Source organism: Plantactinospora sp. WMMB782 (assembly GCF_049179135.1).
Taxonomy (GTDB): Bacteria; Actinomycetota; Actinomycetes; order Mycobacteriales; family Micromonosporaceae; genus Plantactinospora.
Window position 1 is genome coordinate 4,355,918 of sequence record NZ_JBMHMC010000007.1, and the last position, 22,608, is coordinate 4,378,525.

Here is a 22,608-nt window from a genome sequence, read left to right on the forward strand (position 1 = left end):
CCTGCCCGGCCCCGGACCACCCCACCCCGGCGCGCGCCTGGGCGCCGGAGGGACGACCGTCAGAGGTCCACCCAGTCCAGGGTCCGCTGTACCGCCTTCTTCCACCCGGCGTACCCCTCGGCGCGCTGCTCGTCGGACCAGGTCGGCGACCAGCGTTCGCTCTCGTTCCAGTTCCGGCGCAGCTCGTCGGTGTTCTGCCAGAAACCGGTCGCGAGCCCGGCCGCGTACGCGGCGCCGAGCGCGGTGGTCTCGGCCACCACCGGACGGCTCACCGGCACGCCGAGGATGTCGGCCTGGAGCTGCATGCAGAGCCGGTTGGCGGTGACCCCGCCGTCGACCTTGAGCACGTCCAGGGGTACGCCGGAGTCCTGTTCCATCGCCACCGCGACGTCGCGGCTCTGGTAGCAGATCGCCTCCAGGGTCGCCCTGGCCAGGTGGGCGTTCGTGTTGTACCGGGAGAGCCCGACGATCGCGCCCCGCGCGTCGGACCGCCAGTACGGGGCGAACAGGCCGGAGAAGGCGGGTACGAAGTAGACGCCCCCGTTGTCCTCGACCTGTGCGGCCAGCGCCTCGCTCTGGGCCGCGCCGCTGATGATGCCGAGCTGGTCGCGCAGCCACTGTACGGCCGAGCCGGTCACCGCGATCGAGCCTTCCAGCGCGTACACGGCGGGGGCGTCGCCGAGTTTGTAGCAGACGGTGGTGAGCAGGCCGGACTTCGAGCGCACCGGCGAGTTACCGGTGTTGAGCAGCATGAAGTTGCCGGTGCCGTAGGTGTTCTTCGCCTCGCCCTCGGCGAAGCAGACCTGTCCGACCGTCGCCGCCTGCTGGTCACCGAGGGCGGCGGTGAGCGGGACCTCGCCGCCGAGCGGACCGGTCCGCAGCGTCGTCCCGTACCGGCCCGGGTCGGAGGAGGGGCGGATCTGCGGCAGCATCACCCGGGGGATGTCGAAGAACGACAGCAGCTCGTCGTCCCAGTCCAGCGTCTCCAGGTTCATCAGCATGGTGCGGCTGGCGTTCGTGACGTCGGTGACGTGCACGCCACCGTCCACCCCGCCGGTCAGGTTCCACAGCAGCCAGGTGTCGATGGTGCCGAAGACCGCCTCGCCGCGCTCCGCCGCCGCGCGTACCCCGTCGACGTTCTGCAGGATCCACTGGATCTTGCCGGCGGCGAAGTAGGTGGCGGGTGGCAGGCCGGCCTTCTGCCGGATGACGTCGCCCCGCCCGTCCCGGTCGAGCGCCGCGGCGATCTGGTCGGTGCGGGTGTCCTGCCAGACGATCGCGTTGTGGTAGGGGCGGCCGGTGCGCCGGTTCCACACCAGCGTCGTCTCGCGCTGGTTGGTGATGCCGAGCGCGACCAGGTCGGCGGCGTCGAGACCGTGGTTGTTCAGCACCGTACGGATCACCGCCGACGTGCGTTCCCAGATCTCCAACGGGTTGTGCTCGACCCAGCCGGCCCTGGGCAGGATCTGCTCGTGCTCCAACTGGTGGCGCCCCACCTCGTTGCCACCGTGGTCGAAGACCATGAACCTGGTACTCGTCGTGCCCTGGTCCACCGCGCCGACGAAGTCAGCCATTCCGTTCTCCTCCGCTGTCGCTTCCAACGAGCGCCGGTCGGGCAGGGTCGGACATCCACTCCGGCCACCGAACACCCACCCTGGCTGCCGGACATCATCCCCGGTTGGCACCGCGGGAGCGACGAACCGGGCTGTCCGCTGTCCTACGGCGGGTGGCGGATCTGCTGTCTCCGGAGAGCCGCCACGATGTCCGCCGGTGACGGACACACGGCACCGCCGTGCTCACATCCGTCGGGCGGCGGTGGTGCGGGCGGCGTCGGCGGTCTCCTGGATCGTCTGGTCCAGGCTGGTCGGGGTGAGCCCGAAGGTGGTCTCGGTGCGGGTGCTGTCCAGCACGAACGGCGCGTAGAACTGGTAGTCCATCTCGGCCATCTCGCGGGCCATCGGCACGACCAGACCGGCCGCGCGCATGGCGGACCGGGGCAGCTTGCGCAGTTTCAGCCGCGGGTTGCCGGTCAGCTCGCAGTAACGGTCGGCCAGCTGCCGGACGGTGGCCGGCGGGGGTGACGGCACGTGCCAGGCTTGGCCGTGCGCGCGCGGATCGCGGGCCAGCGTGACCAGGGCGCGGGCCATGTCCCCGGTGTAGGTGAAGGTGTGCGGCAGGTCCGGGTCGCCCGGCACCCAGGCGGTGGCACCCCGGCTGACCGCCGGCAGGATCACCGCGGAGAAGACGCCGACCGCACCGGCGCCGACGTAGTCGGAGCCGCGCACCTCGACGGTACGTACTCCGCTGGCCAGAGCGTCGCGCCACATCTTGACGCGTACCTTCCCCTTGCGGCCCACGGCGGCCAGCGGGGTGTGCTCGGTCATCCGCCCGTCCGGCTGCGGGCCGTAGCCGTAGAGGTTGCCGGTGATGGCGTAGACCGCGCCGGCGGACCTGGCCGCCGCGATCATCGCGTCGTTCATCGGGAACCAGAGCCGTTCCCACTCGGTGTACTTCGGGTTCGCGCAGTTGTAGAGCACCTCGGCGTCGTCGGTCAGTTCGGTCAGCCGGCGCGCGTCGCTGGCGTCGGCGGCGACCCGTTCGATCATCGGGTGCTCGGGCCCGCCGCCGCCGCGCGTGACGAGCCGGACCCGCTCGCCCTGCTCGGCGAGGAGCAGCGCGATCCGGGAACCGACCGGACCGGCGCCGACGACCACAGAATTCGACATGGTGTTCTCCTTGGTGAACAGTGTTCTCGTTCCGGAGCAACAGTCGCACATGTCGGCCGGTCGCGTCAAGAACAGTGTTCTCGTTGTGGCACACTGCTCCAATGAGTGCTCCAGGAGTGCGTGCCCGGATACGGGCAGAGCTCACCGAAGAGATCAAGTCGGTGGCGCACCGCCACCTCGCCACCGACGGGGCCAACCTCTCCCTGCGGGCGGTTGCCCGGGACCTGGGCATGGCCCCGTCGGCCATCTACCGCTACTTCGCCAGCCGGGACGACCTGCTCACTGCGTTGATCATCGATGCGTACAACGCGGTCGGCGACGCCGCCGAGGCCGCGCTGCCCGAGGGGGCGGACCCGCTGGAGCGCTGGCTGGCGGTCAGTTCGGCGGTCCGCGCCTGGGCGCTGGCCGAGCCGCACCGGTGGGCGCTCATCTATGGCAGCCCGGTGCCCGGCTACCGCGCCCCGGAGGACACCATCGGGCCGGGCGCACGGGTGCTGCTGCTCATCGGGCGGATCCTGCTGGCGGCCCACCACGCGGGGCGGCTGGCACCCGCCGAGCCGCTCACCGGCCGGTACGCCGAAGAACTCGCCCGGGTCGCCCACGCGCTCGGTCCGGACACCCCGGTACGCGTGGTGGCCGGCACCCTGATGCTCTTCTTCCAGCTCTGCGGCGCGGTCAGCGGCGAGCTGTTCGGCCAGCTCCACAACTCCGTCGACGAGGACCGGCAGGGCTTCTTCGAATACCAGATGCGCTCCGCCGCCACCGCCGCCGGCCTTCCCCGGTAATCCGCGCCGCGGTCTCGATGTCGGCCCCGTACCGGGTGCCGCAACTCTCGGCGGCGGCGCCCCACGACCGTCGGTGCGAAACGCGCTGGATCTGATCGTCTATGGCTACGGCGCGCTGGAGGCCGGACTCGGGCAGACACCCGCAGCGGTGACGTTCGTGGTGGTCGCCCGGCTCGCCGCCGACCTGGGCGTGGTCGGCGGCGTGGCCAGCACCGCCAACCAGGTGGGCGGCGCGGTGGCCCTGGCCGTCCTCGCCGCGGCCGCTGGTACCAGGGCCGGCGCGGTTGCCGGCGCCACGGCCGGTACGGATGTTCCCGACACAGGCTCACCCGCCCTCGCCGCCGGCTACGACCTGGTCTTCCTGCTTGCTGCCGGGATCGGTCTCGCTATCGCGACGGTCAGCCTGCTGCTCCCTCGGCCGCGTCCGGCACCAGCGCGGCGCTCGGCGAACTCGGATGTCGCCAGCGCACCGGAGCCGGGCGGGTCGGGCTCGGCGGCCTCCGGTGTCGCTACCGCACCGGAGCCGGGCGCGTCGGGCTCAGTTCGGCGGTGACCAGGCCGGTGTCGGGGCGGTAGCGAACGGAAAGCGGGTCGGTGAGTTCGCCGACGAATTCGCCGTCGACGTGGTCCAGGAAGCCGATCATGGACCACCCGTCGGCGGCGTCGACGAGGCGGGGCGCGTACAGGTGCGGGTGCGGGAACGGCCGTGCCGAGGCGACGTCCCAGGGACCGTTCACGGTGGCGCCGGTGACGGTCCAGATCCGGTGCTCGGCCCGCTCCGCGGTCGCCCCGACGTTCGTGCAGAACAGCAGCAGGGGCTGGCCGTCGACGACCGCGACCTGGGGGACCTCGAGGTGCCCGAACCCGGCGGGGCTGGACAACGGCGGCCGGACCGTCCAGTTGACCAGGTCGTCGGAGGTGGCGTGCCCGACCACGCCGCGCTCGTTCGCCGCGCCGTGGTTGGCGCGGGCGGTGACGAGCATGTGCCAGCCGGCGCCGGCCGGGTCGGGGAAGACCCAGGGATCGCGCCAGGCCTGTTCGTACCACACCTCCGGGTCGAGGAGTTCGTACCAGGTGGGGTCGGCCTCCACCAGTGGCCCGGTGCCGTGCCGGTGCCAGCTGACCAGGTCCTCCGAGACGGCCAGGCCGATGCGTTGGACCAGCCCGTTCTCGGCGCGGCCGACCCCGGTGTAGAACATGTACCACCGGCCGTCCGGGCCGCGTACGGTGCTGCCGGTCCAGGTGGCCAGGTCGTCCCAGCCCGGTGCGTCGGCCGGCGCAAGTGCGTCGGCGACCAGCTCCCACGAGCGCAGGTCGGTGGAGACGGCGTGCCCGATGGCGGCGCGCAGGTGGCGGCGGTGCGGGTCGAGCAGGGCGCGGGAGGCGCGCAGGAAGAACGCGTGCCAGAGCCCGTCGTCGTCCCGCGCGTACCAGCTGTCCCACACCCAGTGGTCCGGCAGACGTAGCATGGCAGGCAAGTTACCAGATAAATCGGTTTAGCAAGAGGGTGCGGCGATGGACCTCCGTCGGCGCAGCGTCATCGGCACCAGGGTCGGCCCACTGCTGCGGCCGTCGAGCAGGATCTCCACGGCGTGCCGGCCCATCTGTTCGTGCGGCAGGGCGGCGGTGGACAGGCCGGGGCGCAGCCAGGCGGCGATGGGATCGTCGTCGAAGGAGACCACCGAGATGTCGGTGGGCACGGCCAGGCCGGCCTCGCCGAGGGCCTGGTAGACGCCGAAGGCCAGCCGGTCGTTCATGCAGATGACCGCCGTCGGCCGGTCCGGCCCGCCCAGCAGGCGGCGCATGGCCGCGTACCCGTGTTCGGGAAGCCAGTCCCCGCAGAACGTCTCGGCGAGCAGCGCGGTGCCGGCCTCCGCCAGGGCCTCCCGGATCCCGCGCAGCCGCGCCCGCGCGGCGAGCGACACCTCCGGGTCGCGTTCCTTGAGCCGGTTGCGGCCGATCAGCGCGATCCGGTCGCGGTGACCGCGCTGGAGCAGTGCGGTGGCGACCGTCCGGCCGGCCCGTTCGTCGTCGGGCAGCACGCAGGGCAGGTCCTCCGCGCTTGTGGCGTTGAGCAGCACCACCGGACCGTTCAGGATGGCCGGCGGCACGCTGAGCCGCCGGGTCGCCATCGCCGCGTAGACGACGCCGTCGACCTGGCGGTCGAGCATCGCCTCGATGGCGTACCGCTCGAACGTCGCGTCGCCCTGCGTCTCGGTGATGAGCAGCACGTGGTCACGCTCGCGGGCCGCGTCCAGCGCCCCCCGGATGAGGCCGCCGGCGAACCGGGTGGTGGCGACGATGTCGGAGACGAACGCGATGGTGGCGGTCTTGCGGGTACGCAGGCTGCGCGCGGCGACGTTGGGTCGGTAACCGAGTTCCTCCGCGGCCGCGAAGACGCGCTGGTGCGCCTCGGCGGAGAGCCGGGTGCCCTCGCGCCCGTTCAGCACCATCGACGCGGCGGTCTTGGACAGCCCGGCGCGGCGCGCGACGTCGGCCAGAGTTGCTCTGTTGCGGGCCATGAATCCTCCGAATCGCCAGCGGTCGGTCCGCACCGCCCCGCCAATCATGCTGGGTCGCCGGCCGCTGTCCAGTACCGGTGCCGGCCCGGTTCGGATCGGTGCCGGCCCGGTCCGGGTCGGAACCGGTCCGGGCTCCGGGCTCGGCCGCTGCCGGCTCGGGTCTCGGGCCCGGGTGCTCGGCCGGCGGATGGGCCCGGGTGGGTCCCGGTCGTGTGAACCGGCCGTTTCCGAGCCGTTGCCAAGCCCCTCCTTGACAGCTCCGTGCGCCGCGCGCATGCTCTGCTAAATCAGTTTAGCGGGACGTTTTGTTTCCACCGGGCGCACCCACGCCCGGCCGGGAAGAGGCCATGGTCGGTTACCGCGCGCCCAGGTCGGCAACCGGCCCGCGACGCGATCCGGGCGACGCCGGCAGGCCGTCGTGCCGGGTCCGTCCGGACCGGGTACGCCCGACCGCCGACCGGGAAGTGCGCAGAGGAGTCAAGGAGCCGTAGGAGTGTACGGATTGTCGAAGAGATACCCGCGACGCAGGCTGGCGACCGTCTGCGCCTCGCTACTGTCCGCTGTCGTCGTGACCGCTGCCTGTAGTGCGCCAGGTGCCGACCCGGCATCCGAGGGTGGCACCGCCGCGCCGGTCAGCACCGCCCTGGGCACCGAGCAGATCACCCTGGAGATGTACGCGGAGACCGGCTTCCCGCTGGCCAAGGCGCTCGCCGACGAGTTCACCAGGCAGCACCCGAACGTGAAGTTCAACGTCCGGGAGGACCAGTTCACGGTGATCGTGGAGAACGCACCCCGGGTGCTCGCCTCGGACAACGCCCCGGACATCATCCGGCTGCCCACCATGGTCGACCTGGTCAAGGACGGCCTGCTGAAGAACCTCGACCCGTACTTCACCGCCTACGGCTGGGACAGGTTCCCGGCCTCGCAGCTGGTGCAGCTGCGGGTCGCCGAGGGCGGCGGGCCGCGCGGCACCGGCTCGCTGTTCGGGATGGGGCTCGGCTACAGCGTGACCGGGGTCTTCTACAACAAGACCCTGGCCGAGCGGGTCGGCATGACCGAGCCGCCGAAGACCATCGCCGCGTTCGAGGAGCTGCTGGCCAAGGCCAAGACCGCCGGCGTGCAGCCGATCATGCAGTTCAACAAGAACACCGCCGGGATCAACTTCCCGCACCAGGCCCTGCAGAACCAGTACGGCGACCCGGCCCAGATCGCCGACTGGATCTTCCAGAAGCCCGGCGCCACCTTCGACACCCCGGCGGCGCTGAAGGCCACCCAGGTGATCCAGCGGTGGGCGCAGGCCGGGTACTTCCCGAAGGACGCGAACGCCCTGGACTACACCGCGATGATGGGCGAGTTCCAGAAGGGCAACGGCCTGTTCATGTTCAACGGCGACTGGGAGTCGGGCAACCTCGACAAGTCGATGAGCGGCAAGGTCGGCTTCTTCCTCTTCCCGACCGAGTCCGGCAGCGGCAACCACGTGGCGATGTCCGCGCCCAACACCTTCGGCGTCGGCGCGAAGGCCAAGAACCCGGACGCCGCCGCGTTCTTCCTGAACTGGGCGCACACCAACGACAAGGCCCGGGAGATCTCGGTGACCGTCGGCGGCTCGCACCCCGGCGGTCCGTCGGAGCTGTCCCTGCCGGCCGCCCCGCAGGGGAGCGTGCTGGCGCAGACCCTGGCCGCGTCCCAGCAGCTCGGGGCGGAGAACGGGGCGGTGGACTTCACCGCGAACGCCACCGGCGGCATCTTCGCCGCGGCGATCACGCCGGAGATGCAGAAGCTGGTCGCCGGCCAGCAGACTCCCGAGGGATACGTGCAGGCGGTCCAGGCGGAGTACGCGAAGGAACTCTCCCGATGACGTCTGCCCTCGGCAGCGCTCCGGGCGGGCAGGCGGCGACCCGTTCGCCGAACCGACCGTCCCCCGTACGGCCCCACCGACGCCGGTGGGGCCGTACGGCCCGGTGGAGCGGCTGGCTGTACGTGCTGCCGGCCCTGGTCATGTACGCCGTCTTCGTGCTCCGCCCGCTGGCGCTCACCGTGCAGTACTCGCTCTACCAGTGGAACGGGATCGGCGTGGCCCGCTGGGCGGGGCTGGACAACTACCTCACGGTCTTCACCGACAGCGACCTTTTGAAGATCATCTCGAACGCGTTCGTCCTTATCGTCTTCTTCAGTTTCGTCCCGGTCGGGCTGGGTCTGCTGGTGGCCAGCCTCGTCCGCCGGATCACCACGGGTCCGTTCGGCAACGCCGTCCGCACCATCCTGTTCCTGCCGCAGGTGATCCCGCTGGTGGCGGCCGGTATCGCCTGGAGTTGGCTGCTGTCGTCCAACGGCCTGGTCAACCAGGCGCTCCGGGCGGTCGGCCTGGGCGGGCTGGCCCGGGCCTGGCTCGGCGACTTCGACACCGCGCTGCCCTCGGTCGGGGTGATCGGCGCCTGGGTGCTGCTCGGCCTCTGTACGATCCTGCTGGTCACCGGTATGAGCAAGATCGATCCCGCGCTCTACGAGGCGGCCCGGATCGACGGCGCCGGACCGGTACGCGAGTTCTTCGCCGTCACCCTGCCCGGCCTGCGCCGGGAGATCGGGGTGTGCCTGACCGTGACCGTGATCGCGGCCCTGGCCAGCTTCGACATCGTCTACATCTCCACCAGCGGCGGCCCCGGCCTACAGACCACCGTGCCGGGCCTGGAGATCTACCGGCTCGCCTTCTCGCAGCGCCAGGTGGGGCTCGCCTCGGCGCTCGCCGTCGTGCTCATGCTGCTCGTGCTGGCCTGCGTACTGCCGATCCAGCGGCTGACCAGGGAGGAGAAGGAATGACCAGGGAGGAAAAGGGATGAACCTGAGCCGACGCGAGTGGCTGACCGGACGGCTCTTCCTCGTCGCGCTGGTCCTGGTCACCCTGCTGCCCTTCGTGAGCATGCTGTCGGCGGCGTTGCAGCCCCGGGGCACGGTGCCCACCGGGCTGGCCTGGCCGTCCGACCCGCAGTGGGGGAACTTCGTCGACGCCTTCACGGCGGCGAACATGGCCGCGCTGCTCCGGTCCAGCCTGCTGATCGTGGTCGGCGTGGTGCCGATCTCCGTGGTCATCGCCACCATGGCCGGCTTCGGGCTCGGCCACCTGCGGGTACCGGGCGCGAAGTGGGCGTTCGGCCTGTTCCTGCTCGGCCTGACCCTGCCCTTCGAAGCGGTGGTCACCCCGATCTACTACCAGATGCGCGACCTCGGGCTGCTCAACACCCGCTGGGCCATCGTGCTGCCGCTGATCGGGCTCTACATGCCGTTCGCGGTCTTCTGGATGCGGGCGCACTTCGCCAACGTGCCGACCGAGCTCTCCGAGGCGGCCCGGGTGGACGGCAGCACCACCTGGCAGCTGTTCTGGCGGATCCAGGTGCCGCTGGCCCGGCCGGCGATCGCCTCCCTGACCATTCTGCTGTTCCTCTGGACCTGGAACCAGTTCCTGCTCGCCATCGTGCTCGTCGACGATGCCACCAAACGCACCATGGCCGGTGCCCTCGGTGCGTTCCAGGGGCAGTGGGGGACCGACCTGGTGCTGCTCTGCGCCGGATCGCTGCTCATCCTCACCCCGACCCTCGTGGTGTTCCTGATCTTCCAGCGCCAGTTCATCAAGGCGCTGCTCCAAGGGTCCGTCAAGGGCTGAGCCGTCGGGTTCGCCCGCCGCGCTCGTCCGGGACGTCCGGGACACCGGCCGGTCAGGACGTCGGGAAACCGGCGGCATCACCACGGCCGGGTGACGCGACCGCCGGCCGGCACGGACGACCCGTGCCGGCCGGGCGGATCCGGTCAGGCCGGCGGCTTCGTCCGGCCGAGCAGCCAGCGCAGGATGCCGCTGTCGGAGTACGTCGGGCCGAACGCCGCGTGGTAGTCCGGCAGCGTGAACGCGTCGTCCTGGTACTCGGTGTACCGCAGCAGCGCGGCGACCTGCTCCGGCGTCCGGCCCCGCGCCGCGTACGCCTCGCGCAGCGCGGCGGCGGAGTTGCGGGCCAGCGAGACGTTCAGCAGGTGGTCGTGCACGCCGTGGGTGATCCAGATCGGGATCTCGGCCGCGGCGATCGCGGCGGCCTGCTCCGGGCTGACCTGGAATCCGCCGGTCACCAGGCCGGCGGTGAACAGGTCCGGCCGCTTCGCGAACGCCTCCCAGAGCAGCCGCGAGCCGTAGGAGACGGTGCTCGCGTACACCCGTCCGGTGTCCACGGCGAAGTCGCGGACGAACTGGTCGAGGAGCTTGACCAGCAGGTCCGCCTCGGCGGCGGCGCCGACCCGCTGGTGCTGCGGGGCCAGCACGATCACGTCGGTACGGCTGCCCGTCCAGCTCGGGTCCAACCATGCCGTCGCCGGGATGTCGGCGGCGAGCTGCACACCCAGGTTGTCGCCGTCCCAGCCCATGCCGTGGCCGGGCAGGACCACCACCAGCGGGTACTTCCGGCCCGGCTGGTAGCCCTTGGGCAGGTGGTAGTGGTAGGGCAGCACCATGCCGTCGCTCAGGAACGAGCCGTAGCGGAACTCGTCGACGAGCAGGTTCACCGGCTTCTCGGTGACCCCGAGCGACCGGTGTGGCGCGCCCCTGGCCAGCACCGGCCCCTTGCCGTGCCCGCGCCCCGGCAGGCCGTGCACGTCACCGCGCTGCACCACCCGGGTCGGCAGCTCGGGGTTCACCTTCACGGTGCACAGGAACGTCGGGCACTTGGAGACCACGACCGTCCAACCGCCACTGTCGGCCGGGTCCAACTCGACGACGACGTACCTGCCGGGCACCGACCGGCGGTCGGCGCGGGGGGCCGGGGTGCTGTTGGTGTAGGTGTGCGTGACCCTCCGGTCGGCCAGCTTCGGCAGGTCCTCGATCGGGTTGAACCGGAAGTTGTACACCGTGTCCGAGACCCGGAACGTGGTGTTGTCGAGCGTGCGCGGGTTGACCGTGGCGCCGTACTCGACGGCCACCGCGGAGACCTTCTGGCCGTACGTGTAGACGCTGGTGATCGGCGTGACGCTGCGTATCCCGGTTCCCGGGGCTCCCCGGTCGGCCGGGCCGCCGTACGCCGCCGTACCCGCCGCGGCGAGTGTCAGCACGGAGGCGAGCGTGCCGACCACCCCTCTTCGTAGCCTCATCCGGTTTCCCTTCCTCGCGGAACGCGGCCCGCCCGGCCGGCGCCCGGTCGCTCCCCGGCACCGGCGCGGAGCCCGCGCCCTGCGGCGGGCCTCTGTGAAGCGAGTCGCTAAATTGATTTAGCGGGAGGATGCTCGGCGCCGGTCACCCTTGTCAAGGGACCACCCGTCCGTCCGGCCGCAGAGCGGGGCCGCGACTTGACACCGGCGGCGCGGATGGCGAGAGTACGTGCTAACTCGATTTAGCGAGACAGCCGAGGGCGGCCCGCACCGGTCGGTCTCCCCGGTGGACTCACCCGGCAGTGCCCCGGCCCCGGTGTGCGGCACCCCCGTCCGCACCCGGGCCCGGTTCCCGGCGTCGGCCATCGGCAGCTGTCCGGCGGTCCGCTCCGCCGCACCGCGGTCGTCGCTTCCGGAGCTATCGCGGACGGGGTGCTGCGGTACTGCCGCGCGGTACGAGCGTGGTGTCCAACTCGTACCGGTGCTGCGCCAGGGCCTGGCCCTCGGCGAGGGCCAGCACGAGCCGGGCGGCGGTGGCGCCCATCTCCGCGAACGGCTGGCGCACGGTGGTCAGGCCCGGGGCGAGCCAGCCGGCCTGCTCGACGTCGTCGAAGCCGACCACGCTGAGGTCGTCGGGGATGCGCAGGCCGAGTTGCCGCGCCGCCTCGTAGACGCCCATCGCCTGGAGGTCGTCGCCGCAGAGCACGGCGGTGGGGGCCGCCGGCAGGGTCAGCAGCTCCCGGCCGAGGTCCCGGCCCTCCTCGAAGGTGAATTCGCCGTGCCGGAGCAGTCCGTCGTCGAACGGGATGCCGACGTGGTCGAGGGCGGCCCGGATCCCGTCCAACCTGGCCCGTGCGGACAGGTCCCTGGCCGGGCCGGCGAGTACGCCGATCCGGCGGTGCCCGAGGTCGAGCAGGTGCCGGGTGGCCGCGACCGCGCCGCTCCAGTTGTTCGTCCCGACGGCCGGCGTCGGGAAGAGGTCGCCGATCGGGTCGACCGCCACCAGCGGAACGCCACTGGCCGCGAGCATCTCGCGGTGCCGGGCGGTGACTCCGGGAAAGACGGTGATGACTCCGGCGGGCTGCCGTAGCAGGAGCGGTTCGACCCACAGCTCGCCGGCCGAGGCGCGTGGGCCCACGTCGGTGAATCCGACGGTGCAGTCGCGGAGCGCCGCGACTCCGGCGACACCGCGCATGATCTCGATCGCGATGGAGCCGAGCATCTGCTGGAACACCACCTCTAGGCCGTGTGCGGTCCGGGCCGGAGACGGGCGGCGGTAACCGTGGTCGCGCAGCAGGGCCTCCACGCGTTGCCGGGTCTGCTCGCCCACCCCGGCCCGGCCGTTGAGCACCTTGGAGACGGTGGGCGGCGACACGCCGGCCAGTTCGGCGATCGTCGCGATGGGCAGGTCTCCACGGCGTCGAGCCTGACGGCGTCTCTGTCGGCCTTCCTCCAGCACGCCCGGAGTCTACGGCGACCGCGAACGGTCCCGGCGGGGTCGAGAGGTCCGGCGGGCGGCGCTGACCTGGGACGACGCTACGAATGTTAGCGGCCACATTTCGTACCGCCTACCCGGTCCGCCTGCCTCGCCCGGTCTGCTCCTCGCGCCGGGCGCCGGGGCTGGGGGCCGATAGGCAGGTCAGCAGTGGTGTGATGGCTCCGTGGCGGATCCGGTGCCGGACCTCGACGGTCGACGGGAGCCCGGTGTCCGATGGTCACTTTCGCGAAACCTCGCCGACACATCTTGACGGATGTCGGTGACATCGGCCAGAGTCCATGTGAGGGGAGCGGCGGGCAACCGGGCCGCCCGGCTCGACGGTCGGGAGCCGAGGGTGCAGTGCGCGCGATGATGTGAGCGCTAACATCGTTGCCCGCGACCGCAGGCGCGTCGCCGTGTCCGTCTCGCCTGTCGCGCCGTGCTGGTCCGTTCATCGGACTAATGCGACAGTCCAGGCGGCCCGCCGAGGGAACGTGAGGGCACTTGTGCTGATTGGCCCGGGTTTACACGTTGACATTCATCAGATTACGATTCTACGTTGACAGCGACGTCCATCGATGGGTGACGGCGGCCGTGTGGCGTCGTATTACCGGGCAACGGTGCGTCGGCAGAGGGAGTTGTGTGATGTCGAGACGGGCATCCGCCGTCGGGTCCCCGGTGGCCCAGCCCGACAGCCGCCCGGACGTAGTGGCGAACCATCCGTCCGGCCGGGCACGCCGCCGCGTGCCCGGCCACTCATCCCGAGGGGTCGTTGTGGAACAGGTACCCGCAGCCCGCACGGTCGACAGGTTCGGCCGGGCCGTCGCCTGGCTCGCCAGTCTGGTCTGCGCCACGGCGCTGGTCGCCGTGGTGCAACAGCCGGCCCGCGCGGACAACCCGATCGTGCAGACGATCTACACGGCCGATCCGGCACCCCTGGTCCACCAGGGACGGGTCTACCTGTACACCGGCCACGACGAGGACGGCTCGACGTACTTCACCATGCGTGACTGGCGGGTGTTCTCGTCGGCCGACATGGTGAACTGGACCGACCACGGCTCGCCGATGAGCCTGGCGACCTTCGCCTGGGCCTCAGCGGACGCCTGGGCCGGGCACACCATCTACCGCAACGGCAAGTTCTACTGGTACGTGCCGGTGAAGAACCGGTCGACCGGGCGGATGGCGATCGGGGTCGGGGTGTCGGAGAGCCCCACCGGCCCGTTCCGGGACGCGTTGGGCCGGCCGCTCGTGGAGAACGGCGAGATCGACCCGGCGGCCTTCATCGACGACAACGGCCAGGCGTACCTGTACTGGGGCAACCCGAACCTGTGGTACGTGCGGCTGAACGCCGACATGATCTCCTTCTCGGGTGGACCGACGCAGATCCCGTTGACCACGGCGGGCTTCGGTGCCCGGTCCGGCAACACGAGCCGGCCCACCCTCTACGAGGAGGCGCCGTGGGTGTACAAGCGCAACGGCCAGTACTACATGATCTTCGCGGCGGAGTGTTGCAGCGAGTTCATCGCCTACTCCACCGGACCGTCGGCGACCGGGCCGTGGACGTACCGCGGGACGATCATGCCCCGGCAGGGCGCAAGCTTCACCAACCATCCGGGGATCATCGACTTCAACGGCGGCTCGTACTTCTTCTACCACAACGGGGCGCTGCCCGGCGGCAGCGGATACACCCGCTCGGTGGCGGTCGAGAAGTTCAGCTACAACGCCGACGGGACCATCCCGACGATGAACATGACGAGCGCCGGGGCACCACAGATCGGCGTCCTCGACCCGTACTCGCGGCAGGAGGCCGAGACGATCGCCTGGAGCAGCGGGGTGGAGACCGAGGTCTCCAGCGCGGGTGGCATGAACGTCGCCTTCATCGGCAACGGCGACTACATCAAGGTCAAGGGCGTCGGCTTCGGCGCCGGTGCCGCCACCTTCAACGCACGGGTGGCCTCCGCGACCAGCGGCGGCCGGATCGAGGTGCGGCTGGGCAGCGCGAACGGAACCGTCGTCGGCACCTGCACCGTCCCCGGCACCGGTGGCTGGCAGACCTGGACCACCGTCAGCTGCCCGGTCAGCAACGTCAGCGGCACCCACGACCTCTACCTGCGCTTCACCGGCGGCAGCGGCAACCTGTTCAACGTCGACTGGTGGCAGTTCGGCGCCCGCGGCACCCCCACCGCGCCGCCGAGTCCGCAGCCCAGCACGACCACGCCGCCGGCACCCACCCCGAGCGCGAGCGCGACCACCACTCCTCCTCCGCCGGCGGGCGAGGCGTGCACGGTGGCGTACCGCACCACCAACTCGTGGGCGGGCGGCTTCCAGGCCGAGGTGACGGTGACCGCCGGATCGGCGCCGGTGGACGGCTGGGCGGTCCGCTGGACCCTCGGCGCCGGGCAGTCGGTCGGCCAGGTCTGGAACGGTACGGCCAGCACCAGCGGGTCCACGGTCACCGTCCGGAACACGTCGTACAACGGCGCTCTCGCGGCGGGCGGCTCGACGACGTTCGGCTTCATCGCCGGCGGTAGCCCCTCGACGCCGTCGTTGAGCTGCACCAGCCCGTAGTCGACCCCGCCGTCCGGAGCAGCGGGTGGACCGCGGCATCGCTGCGGTCCACCCGCTACTGCGTAGCCATACATCTGATGTTACGAGCGGTAGTGGGAGTGTTGACCGGTCGGATCGGTCCACGGATCGTCCGAACGCTCCTGGGGCCGCAACGATGTCGAAACCTCCTCGAAGGACCTTGGCAACGGTCGGCCCGCGTGGCAGGGTAACGCCAGGTCGGCTGGAAACATCTGACCTATCCGGACGGTGTGCGGCGAAGCTGGGGAGGTCGGGTTCGGCGATGACTACCGTCGAGCAGTCCGTCGAGACGCGGGGAAGGCTGGCCGACTGGTTCCGGCAGCGGATCTCGCACGCCGTCTCGGAGTTCACCGCCGCCGTCGCGCTGGTGGTGCTCTTCGTCGCGCTCAGCCTCGCCAGCCCACACTTCCTGACCGCCGACAACCTGTTCAACATCGGCGCACAGACCGCGGTGATCGCGATCATCGCCACGGCGCAGACCATGGTGATCATCACCCGGGGGATCGACCTGTCGGTGGGGTCGGTCGCCGCCCTCGCCGGCGTCCTGGGCGCGATGGCCGTCCGGGACCTGGGCTTCTCCGTCTGGGCCGCCACCGGGGTCGCGGTCGCGGTCGGGGCGACGGCCGGGTTGCTGAACGGGCTGCTGGTGACGGTGGCCCGGATCCCGCCGTTCATCGCCACCCTGGGCACGATGTCGGTGGGACGCGGTCTCGTCTTCATCGTCACCGGGGCGGTCGGGGTCTACTCGCTGCCCAGGTCCTTCCAACTGCTCGGCAACGGCGAGCTGTTCGGGGTCCCGTTCGCCGTACTGCTGACCGCCGTGGTCGCCGTCGGGGTGGCGTTCCTGCTCTCCCAGACCCGGTTCGGCCAGTACGCCTACGCGATGGGCTCCAACCCGGAGGCCGCCCGGCGCTCGGGCATCCCGGTCGGACGGTACCTGACCGGGGTGTACGTACTGGCCGGCGTGCTGGTCGGACTGGGCGGCATGATCGCCGCTTCCCGGGTCAACTCCGGTCAGCCCAACTACGGGATCGCACTCGAACTCGACGTCATCGCCGCGGCCGTCATCGGCGGAGCCAGCCTCTTCGGCGGGCAGGGCCGGATCGTCGGGACGATGATCGGCGCCTTCCTGATCGCCCTGGTGCGCAACGGCGCCGTCCTGCTCGACATCAGCATCCACTACCAGCAGGTGATCGTCGGTCTGATCATCTGGGCCGCCGTCTACTTCGACCAGTACCGCCGCCGCCGTCTGGAGGCACGTGGTTGACGTGCCCCGCTCCGGCCACCCGGGACGAGGAAGGACACACCAAATGTCATACCCCAGCACGAGCAGCCGGCGGGTGGGCCCGCGCCGCCCGTACGGCCGGGCACTTCTGGTCGCCCTCCTGGCGACGTCGGTCCTCACCGCGTGCGGAAGTGTCGAGGTCCGGGACGGCGACGACGGTGCGCCACAGGAGAAGAGCGGGCCGCTGGAAGTCGCCGTGGTGCCCAAGGCCGTCGGCCACGAGTTCTGGAACACGGTACGGGCCGGTGCCGAGTGCGCCGCGAAGCGGGCCGGGGACGTCACGGTGCAGTGGGACGGCGTGACCGCCGAGACCGACGTGGAGGGACAGGTGAACCTCCTGCAGAACTTCGTCACCAGGAAGGTGGACGGCATCGTCTACGCGGCGACCGACTCCGCCGCGCTGGCTCCGGCCACCGAACGGGCCGTCACGGCCGGGATCCCGGTCGCGATGATCGACTCCGGCACCAACCCGCAGCCGGACAACGTGCCGTTGTACGCCACCGACAACCGGGCCGCGGCCGTGCAGGCGGCCAAGATGCTCGCCGACGAACTCGGCACCGGCAACCACGACGTGGCGCTCATCGAGTTCCAGCCCGGCTCGCAGACCAACACCGAGCGCGTCGAGGGCTTCAAGGAGGGTCTGACGAAGTATCCCAACCTGAAGCTGGTGGGACAGCAGCCCAGCCACAGCGACGTCAACGAGGCCCGCCGGGTCACCGAGAACATCCTCACCGCCAACCCGCGGCTCGCCGGCGTCTTCGCGGCCAACGAGCCGAGCGTGCTCGGCGCCGCGCAGGCCATCCAGGCGGCCGGCAAGTCCGGCAAGGTCGTCATCATCGGTTGGGACGCCGCCCCCGACGAGATCGCCGGACTGCGCAGCGGACAGATCTCCGCGCTCGTGGTGCAGAACCCGTTCAAGATGGGTTACCTCGGGGTGGACAGCATGGTGAAGCACCTCCGCGACAAGGCGCCGCTGGCGTCGGCCGACACCGGCGTCACGTTCCTGACCAAGGAGAACATCGACGCCGCCGAGTCCAAGGCGGTACTCGAGCCGAACTGCGACAACCCTCCGGTGCAGTGATGGGAGCGACGCCGGTCACCGGCACGGCCACCGAGCCGGCACCGGGCACCGCCGCGGAGCCGGTCCTGGAGGCGCGCGGCGTCGTCAAGCGGTTCGGGCACGTCGAGGCGTTGCGCGGCGCCGACTTCACCGTGCACCGGGCGGAGGTGGTGGCGCTGATCGGCGACAACGGGGCCGGCAAGAGCACCCTGGTCAAGGCGTTGTCCGGGGTGCACGCCCCGGACGAGGGGGAGATCCGGGTCGGCGGCCGGGCCGTGCACTTCGGCAGCCCGATCGACGCCCGCCGGGCCGGCGTGGAGACGGTGTACCAGGATCTCGCCGTCGCCGACGACCTGAGCGTCGCCGCCAACCTCTATCTGGGGCGGGAGATCTCCCGCCCCGGGCTGCTGGGGCGGCTCGGACTGCTCGACAAGCCCGCCATGCGGCGGGGTGCCGCTGCCGCGCTGGACGAGCTGGGCGTCCGGATCCCCCGGGTCGGCACGCCGATCGCGATGCTCTCCGGCGGGCAGCGGCAGTGCGTGGCGGTGGCCAGGGCGATCATCTGGGCGACGAACGTCGTCATCCTGGACGAGCCGACCGCGGCGCTCGGCGTGGTGCAGACCGGGCGGGTGCTCGACGTGGTGCGGCGGGCCCGGGACGCGGGCATGTCAGTGGTGCTGGTCAGCCACAACATGCCGCAGGTGCTCGAGATCGCCGACCGGATCGAGGTGCTGCGGCTCGGCCGCCGGACGGCCCGGTTCCGGGCCGACGAGGTCGGCACGGACGACCTGGTCGCGGCGATGACCGGCGCCCGGACCAGCGAACCGGAAGACAACTGACGGCAACCGCCCCGTCCACCGTGGCACCCGGCCGGTGGTGCCTACCGCCGCACCGGCCGGGTGCTCGGGCACACAGAGCCGGCCGGGCGCTGCCGAACTGCTGAGCCGGCCGGGCGCCGCCGAACCGCTGAGCCGGCCGCCGGGCTCCGGTACCGCTCGACCGACCGGGCGCTCCGGGCCGCTCAGCCGGCCGGCAACTCCGAGACCGGGTCGGGGTCCTCGGGCAGCCCGTGCAGCGACTCCTCGACGCCGACCAGATGGTTGGCCATCCGGATCCTGGCCCGTTCGGGGTCGCGCGCGACGAGCGCGGTCCAGATCGCCACGTGCTCCTCGTGGGTACGCCGGTCCGCACCCTCCTCGTGCAGGCTGCGCCAGAGCCGTCCCCGGACGGTACGCCCGGCGAATGCCTCGATCAGGCCGACGAGTACGGGATTGTCGCTGTGTGCCGCGATGATGCGGTGGAAGGCGATGTCGATCTCGATGATCCGCTCGTGGTCCGGCGGCCTCTGGCCGACCGAGCGGGCCGCCTCGTCGAGCAGGTCCTTGGCCTGGGCCAGCGCCTCGTCGGTGATCCTGGTGGCGGCCAGCCGGGCCGCCTCGCATTCGAGCAGGCGCCGGACGGTGTGGATGTGCCGCGCGTCGCCCTGGCCCTGGAGGTCGACCACGAAACCCATCGGGGCCAGCAGTTGGGTGGTGTCGAGGTTCGTGACGTACGTCCCGTCGCCCTGCCGGGTGTTGACGATGCCGAGGATCGACAGCGCCGACACCCCCTCGCGCAGTGAGCCGCGCGAGACGCCGAGCGACTCGGCGAGGTCCTTCTCGACGGGGAGCCGGTCGCCGGGCCGGAACACCCCCTCCAGGATCATCCGCTTGATGCCGTTCACCACGTCGTCGGTGCGGGACATGACGGGCGGGTTCCTCAGCGGCCGGCGGGTGCGGCCGAGGCGTCCCACGCCGGGTACGACCCGGTCGCGGCGGCCGCCCGTGCGGAAGCCGACCCGGCCCAGTAGCTGCCGTCGGGGAACCGGTACCGTTCCACGGACTCAGGACGCATCTGCGTAGAGTAGCCCGGCCGGGCCGGCAGCAGGTAGGCGCTGCCCGAGCCGGTGTCCCGGACGAGGCACGGGTCGGTGAAGTGCTCGTGCAGGTGGTCGACGTACTCGGTGACGCGGTTGCGCAGGTCCCCGGAGACGGCGACGTAGTCGAGTACGGAGACGTGCTGGACCATCTCGCACAGCCCGACCCCGCCGGCGTGCGGGCAGACCGGCACGTCGAACTTGGCCGCGAGGAGCAGCACGGCGACGATCTCGTTGATGCTGGCCAGCCGGCCGGTGTCCAGTTGGCAGAAGTCGACGGCCCCGGCCTGGAACAGTTGCTTGAACATGACCCGGTTGTGGCAGTGCTCGCCGGTGGCGACCCCGACGGGTGCGACCGCGCGGCGGACGGCGGCGTGTCCCAGGATGTCGTCCGGGCTGGTCGGTTCCTCGATCCAGAGCGGCTCGAAGCGGGCCAACGCCCGGACCCACTCGACGGCCTGCCCGACGTCCCAGACCTGGTTCGCGTCGATCATCAGGCTGCGCTGCGGGCCGATGATCTCCCGGACGATGGCGCAGCGCCGGATGTCGTCGTCCAGGTCGCCGCCCACCTTGAGCTTGACGTGGCCGTACCCGGCGTCGACCGCCTCCTGGCAGAGCCGGCGCAGCTTGTCGTCGTCGTAGCCGAGCCAGCCGGCCGAGGTGGTGTAGGCGGGATAGCCGGTACGGGCGAGTTCGGCGACCCGGTCGGCCCGGGTGTCCGCCTTCCGGTGCAGGATCTCCAGTGCCTCGGCCCGGGTCAGCGCGTCGGAGAGATAGCGCAGGTCGGCGATGTCGACGAGCTGCTCGGGGGACATCTCGGTGAGCAGCCGCCACAGTGGCTTGCCGGCGTGGCGGGCGACGAGGTCCCACGACGCGTTCAGCACGGCGGCCAGCGAGAGGTGCACCACGCCCTTCTCCGGGCCGAGCCAGCGCAGCTGCGAGTCGGAGGTGAGGTGGCGGTACACCCCGCCCATGTCCGCCGCCATCGCGTGCACGTCCCGGCCGACCAGGCGGCGGGCCTGGTGCACCGCCGCCGCGACGACGATGTCGTTGCCCCGGCCGATGGTGAAGGTCAGCCCGTGTCCGGCGAGCGGTTCGCCGAGCGGGTCGACGCCGTCGGTGTGCAGGACGACGTACGCCGCCGAGTAGTCGCCGTCCTTGTTCATCGCGTCGGAGCCGTCGGCGGTGAGGGAGGTGGGGAAGCGGACGTCCTCGACGGTCACGGCGGTGATCTGCGGCATGCGGTCCTCGGGTGCGCTGACCAAAAGATCTGATGACTACGGAAGTGTACGGAGAATTCGTCCACACCGTCAACGCCCGAACCATGCCGACCGGCCCAGACATCTAATGTATCTCGGTCGACTACCTGGAGAAACGGGGAAGCCGGTGCGGGACCCGCACCGGCTCGCCCGTTCGAAGCTGTTTCGTCAGCGGACGGTCACGCCCGGCTCCAGCGCTGGTTGGCGCTGGTGTGGCAGGTCCAGACGATCACGGTGGTGCCGTTTGCCGTGCCGTTGTTGTTGACGTCCAGGCAGAGCGACGGGAACTGCCCGTTGCCGATGGTGCCGTTGGCGTTGAAGGTCCACCGCTGGTTGGCGCCGCCGTTGCAGTCCCAGATCTGCGCCCGGGTGCCGGCGGTGGCGTTCGTCGGGATCTGCAGGCACTTGCCGAGCACCTGGAGGGACTGGCCGGACTGGGTGATCTGCTGGTTGGCGTTGCTGTGGCAGTCCCAGATCAGCATGCCGGTGCCGTTGGCGGTGTTGCCGTTGTCCAGGTCGAGGCAGCGGCCGCTGGATTCGCTGCGCAGCCGGAACGTGGTGGTCGGCGGCGGGGTGCTGGTGCCGCCGCCGCTGACCCGGTAGACGACGGTGCCGTGCGCGGGCACCGAGGCGCTGATCGAGCCGGTGCTGGTGGAGGTGGCGTTGGTCCAGGCGTCCCGCAGGGTGAAGGAGCTGCCGGACTTGCCGATCGCCGCCGCCGTGGTGCTGACCGTGGTCGTCGAGGAGCCCTGGTTGAACAGGGCCACCGCGACGTCGCCGTCGGCGAGCCGCTTGGCCAGTACCCGCCGGGTGCCGTCGTTGGACACCTGGGTCGCCTGCAGGCCCAGCGAGTCCTGGTTGATGGCGATCAGGTTCTGGTTCTTCAGGATGGTCTGGGTGGCCGCGTCCATGTTGCGGATGTCGTTGCCGGCGATCAGCGGCGACGCCATGATCGCCCAGAGGGCGAAGTGGCTGCGCATCTCCGTGTCGTTCATGCCGCCCCGGCCGACCTCCATCATGTCCGGGTCGTTGAACGAGCCGGGGCTGGCGTAGTGGGCCAGCGGCACGGTCACGTTGACGATGTTCTGGATGCCCATCGGGTAGCCGTTGGTCTGGCCGGTGTCCCAGGCGTTCGTGATGTCCTCGGTGGTACGCCAGATGTTCGCCACGTCGCCCCAGTTGCGCATCGGGCCGGTCTTCTCGTGGATGCTGTTCGAGTTGATGCTGTAGAGGATGGGCCGGCCGGTGGCGGCCAGCGCGTCACGCATCAGGGCGAACCGTGCCACCTGCTCGTTGATGGTGCCGGTGGGGGAGCACCAGTCGTACTTGAGGTAGTCGACGCCCCAGGCGGCGAACTGCCGGGCGTCCTGCGCCTCGTGGCCCTGCGCACCGGTGGCACCGGGGTAGGAGCCGAAGTACTGCGCACAGGTGCGGTCCAGCGGGGCCTGGTAGATGCCGAAGAGCAGGCCGCGGGAGTGCAGGTAGTCGCCGAGCGCCTTCATGCCGCTGGGGAAGCGGCTCGGGTTGGCCTGCAGGTTGCCCGGGGCGTCCCGGGTCGAGTTCATCCAGCAGTCGTCGACGACGACGTACTTGTAGCCCAGGTCGCGCATGCCGGAGTTGACCATGGCGTCGGCCATCTGCCGGATCAGCGTCTCGTTGATGTTGCAGCCGAAGGTGTTCCAGCTGTTCCAGCCCATCGGCGGAGTGCGGCCCACTCCGTTGTTCAACGCGCTCGCCGGTCGGGGCGAGGAGACCGCCTCGACCACTGTCACGCCGGCCGCGACCAGCGCCACGGTCAGCGCGGCCAGCCATCTGGTACGGGTACGCATTGCCTCTCCAATCCTTGTGGTGGTCGTCGCGCCAGGCCCGGGG

General features: G+C 71.0%; 18 protein-coding genes. 9 read left to right on the forward strand and 9 right to left on the reverse strand.

Translation table 11 applies throughout. The features are described 5' to 3' along the window. Positions 1 to 59 precede the first annotated feature (59 nt). Both glpK and ACN28A_RS21825 read right to left on the reverse strand, forming a co-directional pair. Positions 60 to 1,574, reverse strand: a complete 1,515-nt coding sequence (gene glpK / locus ACN28A_RS21820) for a glycerol kinase GlpK (protein ID WP_421397481.1) — start codon at positions 1,572 to 1,574, stop codon at positions 60 to 62. 222 nt (positions 1,575 to 1,796) lie between these two features. Continuing rightward, positions 1,797 to 2,726 (reverse strand): NAD-dependent epimerase/dehydratase family protein, encoded by a 930-nt coding sequence (locus ACN28A_RS21825; RefSeq protein WP_421397483.1) that lies wholly within the window; start codon positions 2,724 to 2,726, stop codon positions 1,797 to 1,799. Between the two features lie 101 nt (positions 2,727 to 2,827). Here ACN28A_RS21825 and ACN28A_RS21830 point away from each other — a divergent pair, with 101 nt between their 5' ends. Next, the gene (locus ACN28A_RS21830) at positions 2,828 to 3,511 is read left to right on the forward strand and encodes a WHG domain-containing protein (RefSeq protein ID WP_421397485.1); all 684 of its coding nucleotides are present in this window, start codon (positions 2,828 to 2,830) and stop codon (positions 3,509 to 3,511) included. Between the two features lie 73 nt (positions 3,512 to 3,584). Beyond that, positions 3,585 to 4,064 carry a hypothetical protein gene (locus tag ACN28A_RS21835; RefSeq protein WP_421397487.1) on the forward strand — a complete coding sequence of 160 codons (480 nt, stop codon included), beginning with the start codon at positions 3,585 to 3,587 and terminating at the stop codon, positions 4,062 to 4,064. On the opposite strand, the gene ACN28A_RS21840 is transcribed toward ACN28A_RS21835, so the two are convergent. Next, entirely contained in the window at positions 4,021 to 4,980 is a 960-nt protein-coding gene (locus ACN28A_RS21840) for a glycosyl hydrolase family 32 (RefSeq protein WP_421397489.1), read from the reverse strand. The two genes, ACN28A_RS21835 and ACN28A_RS21840, sit on opposite strands and share 44 nt — an antisense overlap. A gap of 27 nt (positions 4,981 to 5,007) precedes the next feature. After that, the gene (locus ACN28A_RS21845; RefSeq protein WP_421397491.1) at positions 5,008 to 6,033 is read right to left on the reverse strand and encodes a LacI family DNA-binding transcriptional regulator; all 1,026 of its coding nucleotides are present in this window, start codon (positions 6,031 to 6,033) and stop codon (positions 5,008 to 5,010) included. 568 nt (positions 6,034 to 6,601) lie between these two features. On the opposite strand from ACN28A_RS21845, the gene ACN28A_RS21850 reads away from it, so the two are divergent. From ACN28A_RS21850 to ACN28A_RS21860, 3 genes are read left to right on the forward strand one after another with little or no spacing between them, the layout of a single operon-like run. Next, positions 6,602 to 7,891, forward strand: coding sequence for an ABC transporter substrate-binding protein (locus ACN28A_RS21850; RefSeq protein WP_421397493.1), 1,290 nt, complete (start codon positions 6,602 to 6,604; stop codon positions 7,889 to 7,891). Next, positions 7,888 to 8,850, forward strand: coding sequence for a carbohydrate ABC transporter permease (locus ACN28A_RS21855; protein ID WP_421397495.1), 963 nt, complete (start codon positions 7,888 to 7,890; stop codon positions 8,848 to 8,850). Before ACN28A_RS21850 ends, ACN28A_RS21855 begins: the two co-directional genes overlap by 4 nt. A 16-nt stretch (positions 8,851 to 8,866) precedes the next feature. Beyond that, complete coding sequence (locus ACN28A_RS21860) at positions 8,867 to 9,691, forward strand: carbohydrate ABC transporter permease (RefSeq protein ID WP_421397497.1); 825 nt, start codon at positions 8,867 to 8,869, stop codon at positions 9,689 to 9,691. A gap of 143 nt (positions 9,692 to 9,834) precedes the next feature. On the opposite strand, the gene ACN28A_RS21865 is transcribed toward ACN28A_RS21860, so the two are convergent. Both ACN28A_RS21865 and ACN28A_RS21870 read right to left on the reverse strand, forming a co-directional pair. Continuing rightward, positions 9,835 to 11,157 carry a hypothetical protein gene (locus tag ACN28A_RS21865; RefSeq protein ID WP_421397499.1) on the reverse strand — a complete coding sequence of 441 codons (1,323 nt, stop codon included), beginning with the start codon at positions 11,155 to 11,157 and terminating at the stop codon, positions 9,835 to 9,837. Positions 11,158 to 11,572: 415 nt separating this feature from the next. Then, positions 11,573 to 12,613 carry a LacI family DNA-binding transcriptional regulator gene (locus tag ACN28A_RS21870; protein ID WP_421397501.1) on the reverse strand — a complete coding sequence of 347 codons (1,041 nt, stop codon included), beginning with the start codon at positions 12,611 to 12,613 and terminating at the stop codon, positions 11,573 to 11,575. A gap of 792 nt (positions 12,614 to 13,405) precedes the next feature. On the opposite strand from ACN28A_RS21870, the gene ACN28A_RS21875 reads away from it, so the two are divergent. The 4 genes from ACN28A_RS21875 (at position 13,406) to ACN28A_RS21890 (ending at position 18,401) form a co-directional block, all read left to right on the forward strand. Further along, complete coding sequence (locus ACN28A_RS21875) at positions 13,406 to 15,199, forward strand: family 43 glycosylhydrolase (RefSeq protein ID WP_421397503.1); 1,794 nt, start codon at positions 13,406 to 13,408, stop codon at positions 15,197 to 15,199. Positions 15,200 to 15,479: 280 nt separating this feature from the next. Further along, positions 15,480 to 16,484, forward strand: coding sequence for an ABC transporter permease (locus ACN28A_RS21880; protein WP_421397505.1), 1,005 nt, complete (start codon positions 15,480 to 15,482; stop codon positions 16,482 to 16,484). Positions 16,485 to 16,527: 43 nt separating this feature from the next. Next, positions 16,528 to 17,583 carry an ABC transporter substrate-binding protein gene (locus ACN28A_RS21885; protein WP_421397507.1) on the forward strand — a complete coding sequence of 352 codons (1,056 nt, stop codon included), beginning with the start codon at positions 16,528 to 16,530 and terminating at the stop codon, positions 17,581 to 17,583. Next, positions 17,583 to 18,401, forward strand: coding sequence for an ATP-binding cassette domain-containing protein (locus ACN28A_RS21890; protein ID WP_421397509.1), 819 nt, complete (start codon positions 17,583 to 17,585; stop codon positions 18,399 to 18,401). The genes ACN28A_RS21885 and ACN28A_RS21890 overlap by 1 nt, the downstream gene beginning before the upstream one ends. A gap of 182 nt (positions 18,402 to 18,583) precedes the next feature. Here the strand turns inward: ACN28A_RS21890 and ACN28A_RS21895 are convergent, their stop codons facing one another. From ACN28A_RS21895 to ACN28A_RS21905, 3 genes are all read right to left on the reverse strand, one after another. Then, positions 18,584 to 19,306, reverse strand: coding sequence for a FadR/GntR family transcriptional regulator (locus ACN28A_RS21895; RefSeq protein ID WP_421397511.1), 723 nt, complete (start codon positions 19,304 to 19,306; stop codon positions 18,584 to 18,586). Positions 19,307 to 19,320: 14 nt separating this feature from the next. Beyond that, positions 19,321 to 20,718 (reverse strand): enolase C-terminal domain-like protein, encoded by a 1,398-nt coding sequence (locus tag ACN28A_RS21900; RefSeq protein WP_421397513.1) that lies wholly within the window; start codon positions 20,716 to 20,718, stop codon positions 19,321 to 19,323. 197 nt (positions 20,719 to 20,915) lie between these two features. Continuing rightward, positions 20,916 to 22,565 (reverse strand): ricin-type beta-trefoil lectin domain protein, encoded by a 1,650-nt coding sequence (locus ACN28A_RS21905; protein ID WP_421397515.1) that lies wholly within the window; start codon positions 22,563 to 22,565, stop codon positions 20,916 to 20,918. Positions 22,566 to 22,608: the final 43 nt, after the last annotated feature.

What these genes read in the sequence shown, in the direction of transcription:
- ACN28A_RS21865 (WP_421397499.1), bottom strand. Translation starts at nt 11,157, where the DNA reads ATGAGGCTACGAAGAGGGGTGGTCGGCACGCTCGCCTCCGTGCTGACA.
- ACN28A_RS21840 (WP_421397489.1), bottom strand. Translation starts at nt 4,980, where the DNA reads ATGCTACGTCTGCCGGACCACTGGGTGTGGGACAGCTGGTACGCGCGG.
- glpK (WP_421397481.1), bottom strand. Translation starts at nt 1,574, where the DNA reads ATGGCTGACTTCGTCGGCGCGGTGGACCAGGGCACGACGAGTACCAGG.
- ACN28A_RS21905 (WP_421397515.1), bottom strand. Translation starts at nt 22,565, where the DNA reads ATGCGTACCCGTACCAGATGGCTGGCCGCGCTGACCGTGGCGCTGGTC.
- ACN28A_RS21880 (WP_421397505.1), top strand. Translation starts at nt 15,480, where the DNA reads ATGACTACCGTCGAGCAGTCCGTCGAGACGCGGGGAAGGCTGGCCGAC.
- ACN28A_RS21895 (WP_421397511.1), bottom strand. Translation starts at nt 19,306, where the DNA reads ATGTCCCGCACCGACGACGTGGTGAACGGCATCAAGCGGATGATCCTG.
- ACN28A_RS21885 (WP_421397507.1), top strand. Translation starts at nt 16,528, where the DNA reads ATGTCATACCCCAGCACGAGCAGCCGGCGGGTGGGCCCGCGCCGCCCG.
- ACN28A_RS21845 (WP_421397491.1), bottom strand. Translation starts at nt 6,033, where the DNA reads ATGGCCCGCAACAGAGCAACTCTGGCCGACGTCGCGCGCCGCGCCGGG.
- ACN28A_RS21890 (WP_421397509.1), top strand. Translation starts at nt 17,583, where the DNA reads ATGGGAGCGACGCCGGTCACCGGCACGGCCACCGAGCCGGCACCGGGC.
- ACN28A_RS21855 (WP_421397495.1), top strand. Translation starts at nt 7,888, where the DNA reads ATGACGTCTGCCCTCGGCAGCGCTCCGGGCGGGCAGGCGGCGACCCGT.
- ACN28A_RS21860 (WP_421397497.1), top strand. Translation starts at nt 8,867, where the DNA reads ATGAACCTGAGCCGACGCGAGTGGCTGACCGGACGGCTCTTCCTCGTC.
- ACN28A_RS21830 (WP_421397485.1), top strand. Translation starts at nt 2,828, where the DNA reads ATGAGTGCTCCAGGAGTGCGTGCCCGGATACGGGCAGAGCTCACCGAA.
- ACN28A_RS21900 (WP_421397513.1), bottom strand. Translation starts at nt 20,718, where the DNA reads ATGCCGCAGATCACCGCCGTGACCGTCGAGGACGTCCGCTTCCCCACC.
- ACN28A_RS21825 (WP_421397483.1), bottom strand. Translation starts at nt 2,726, where the DNA reads ATGTCGAATTCTGTGGTCGTCGGCGCCGGTCCGGTCGGTTCCCGGATC.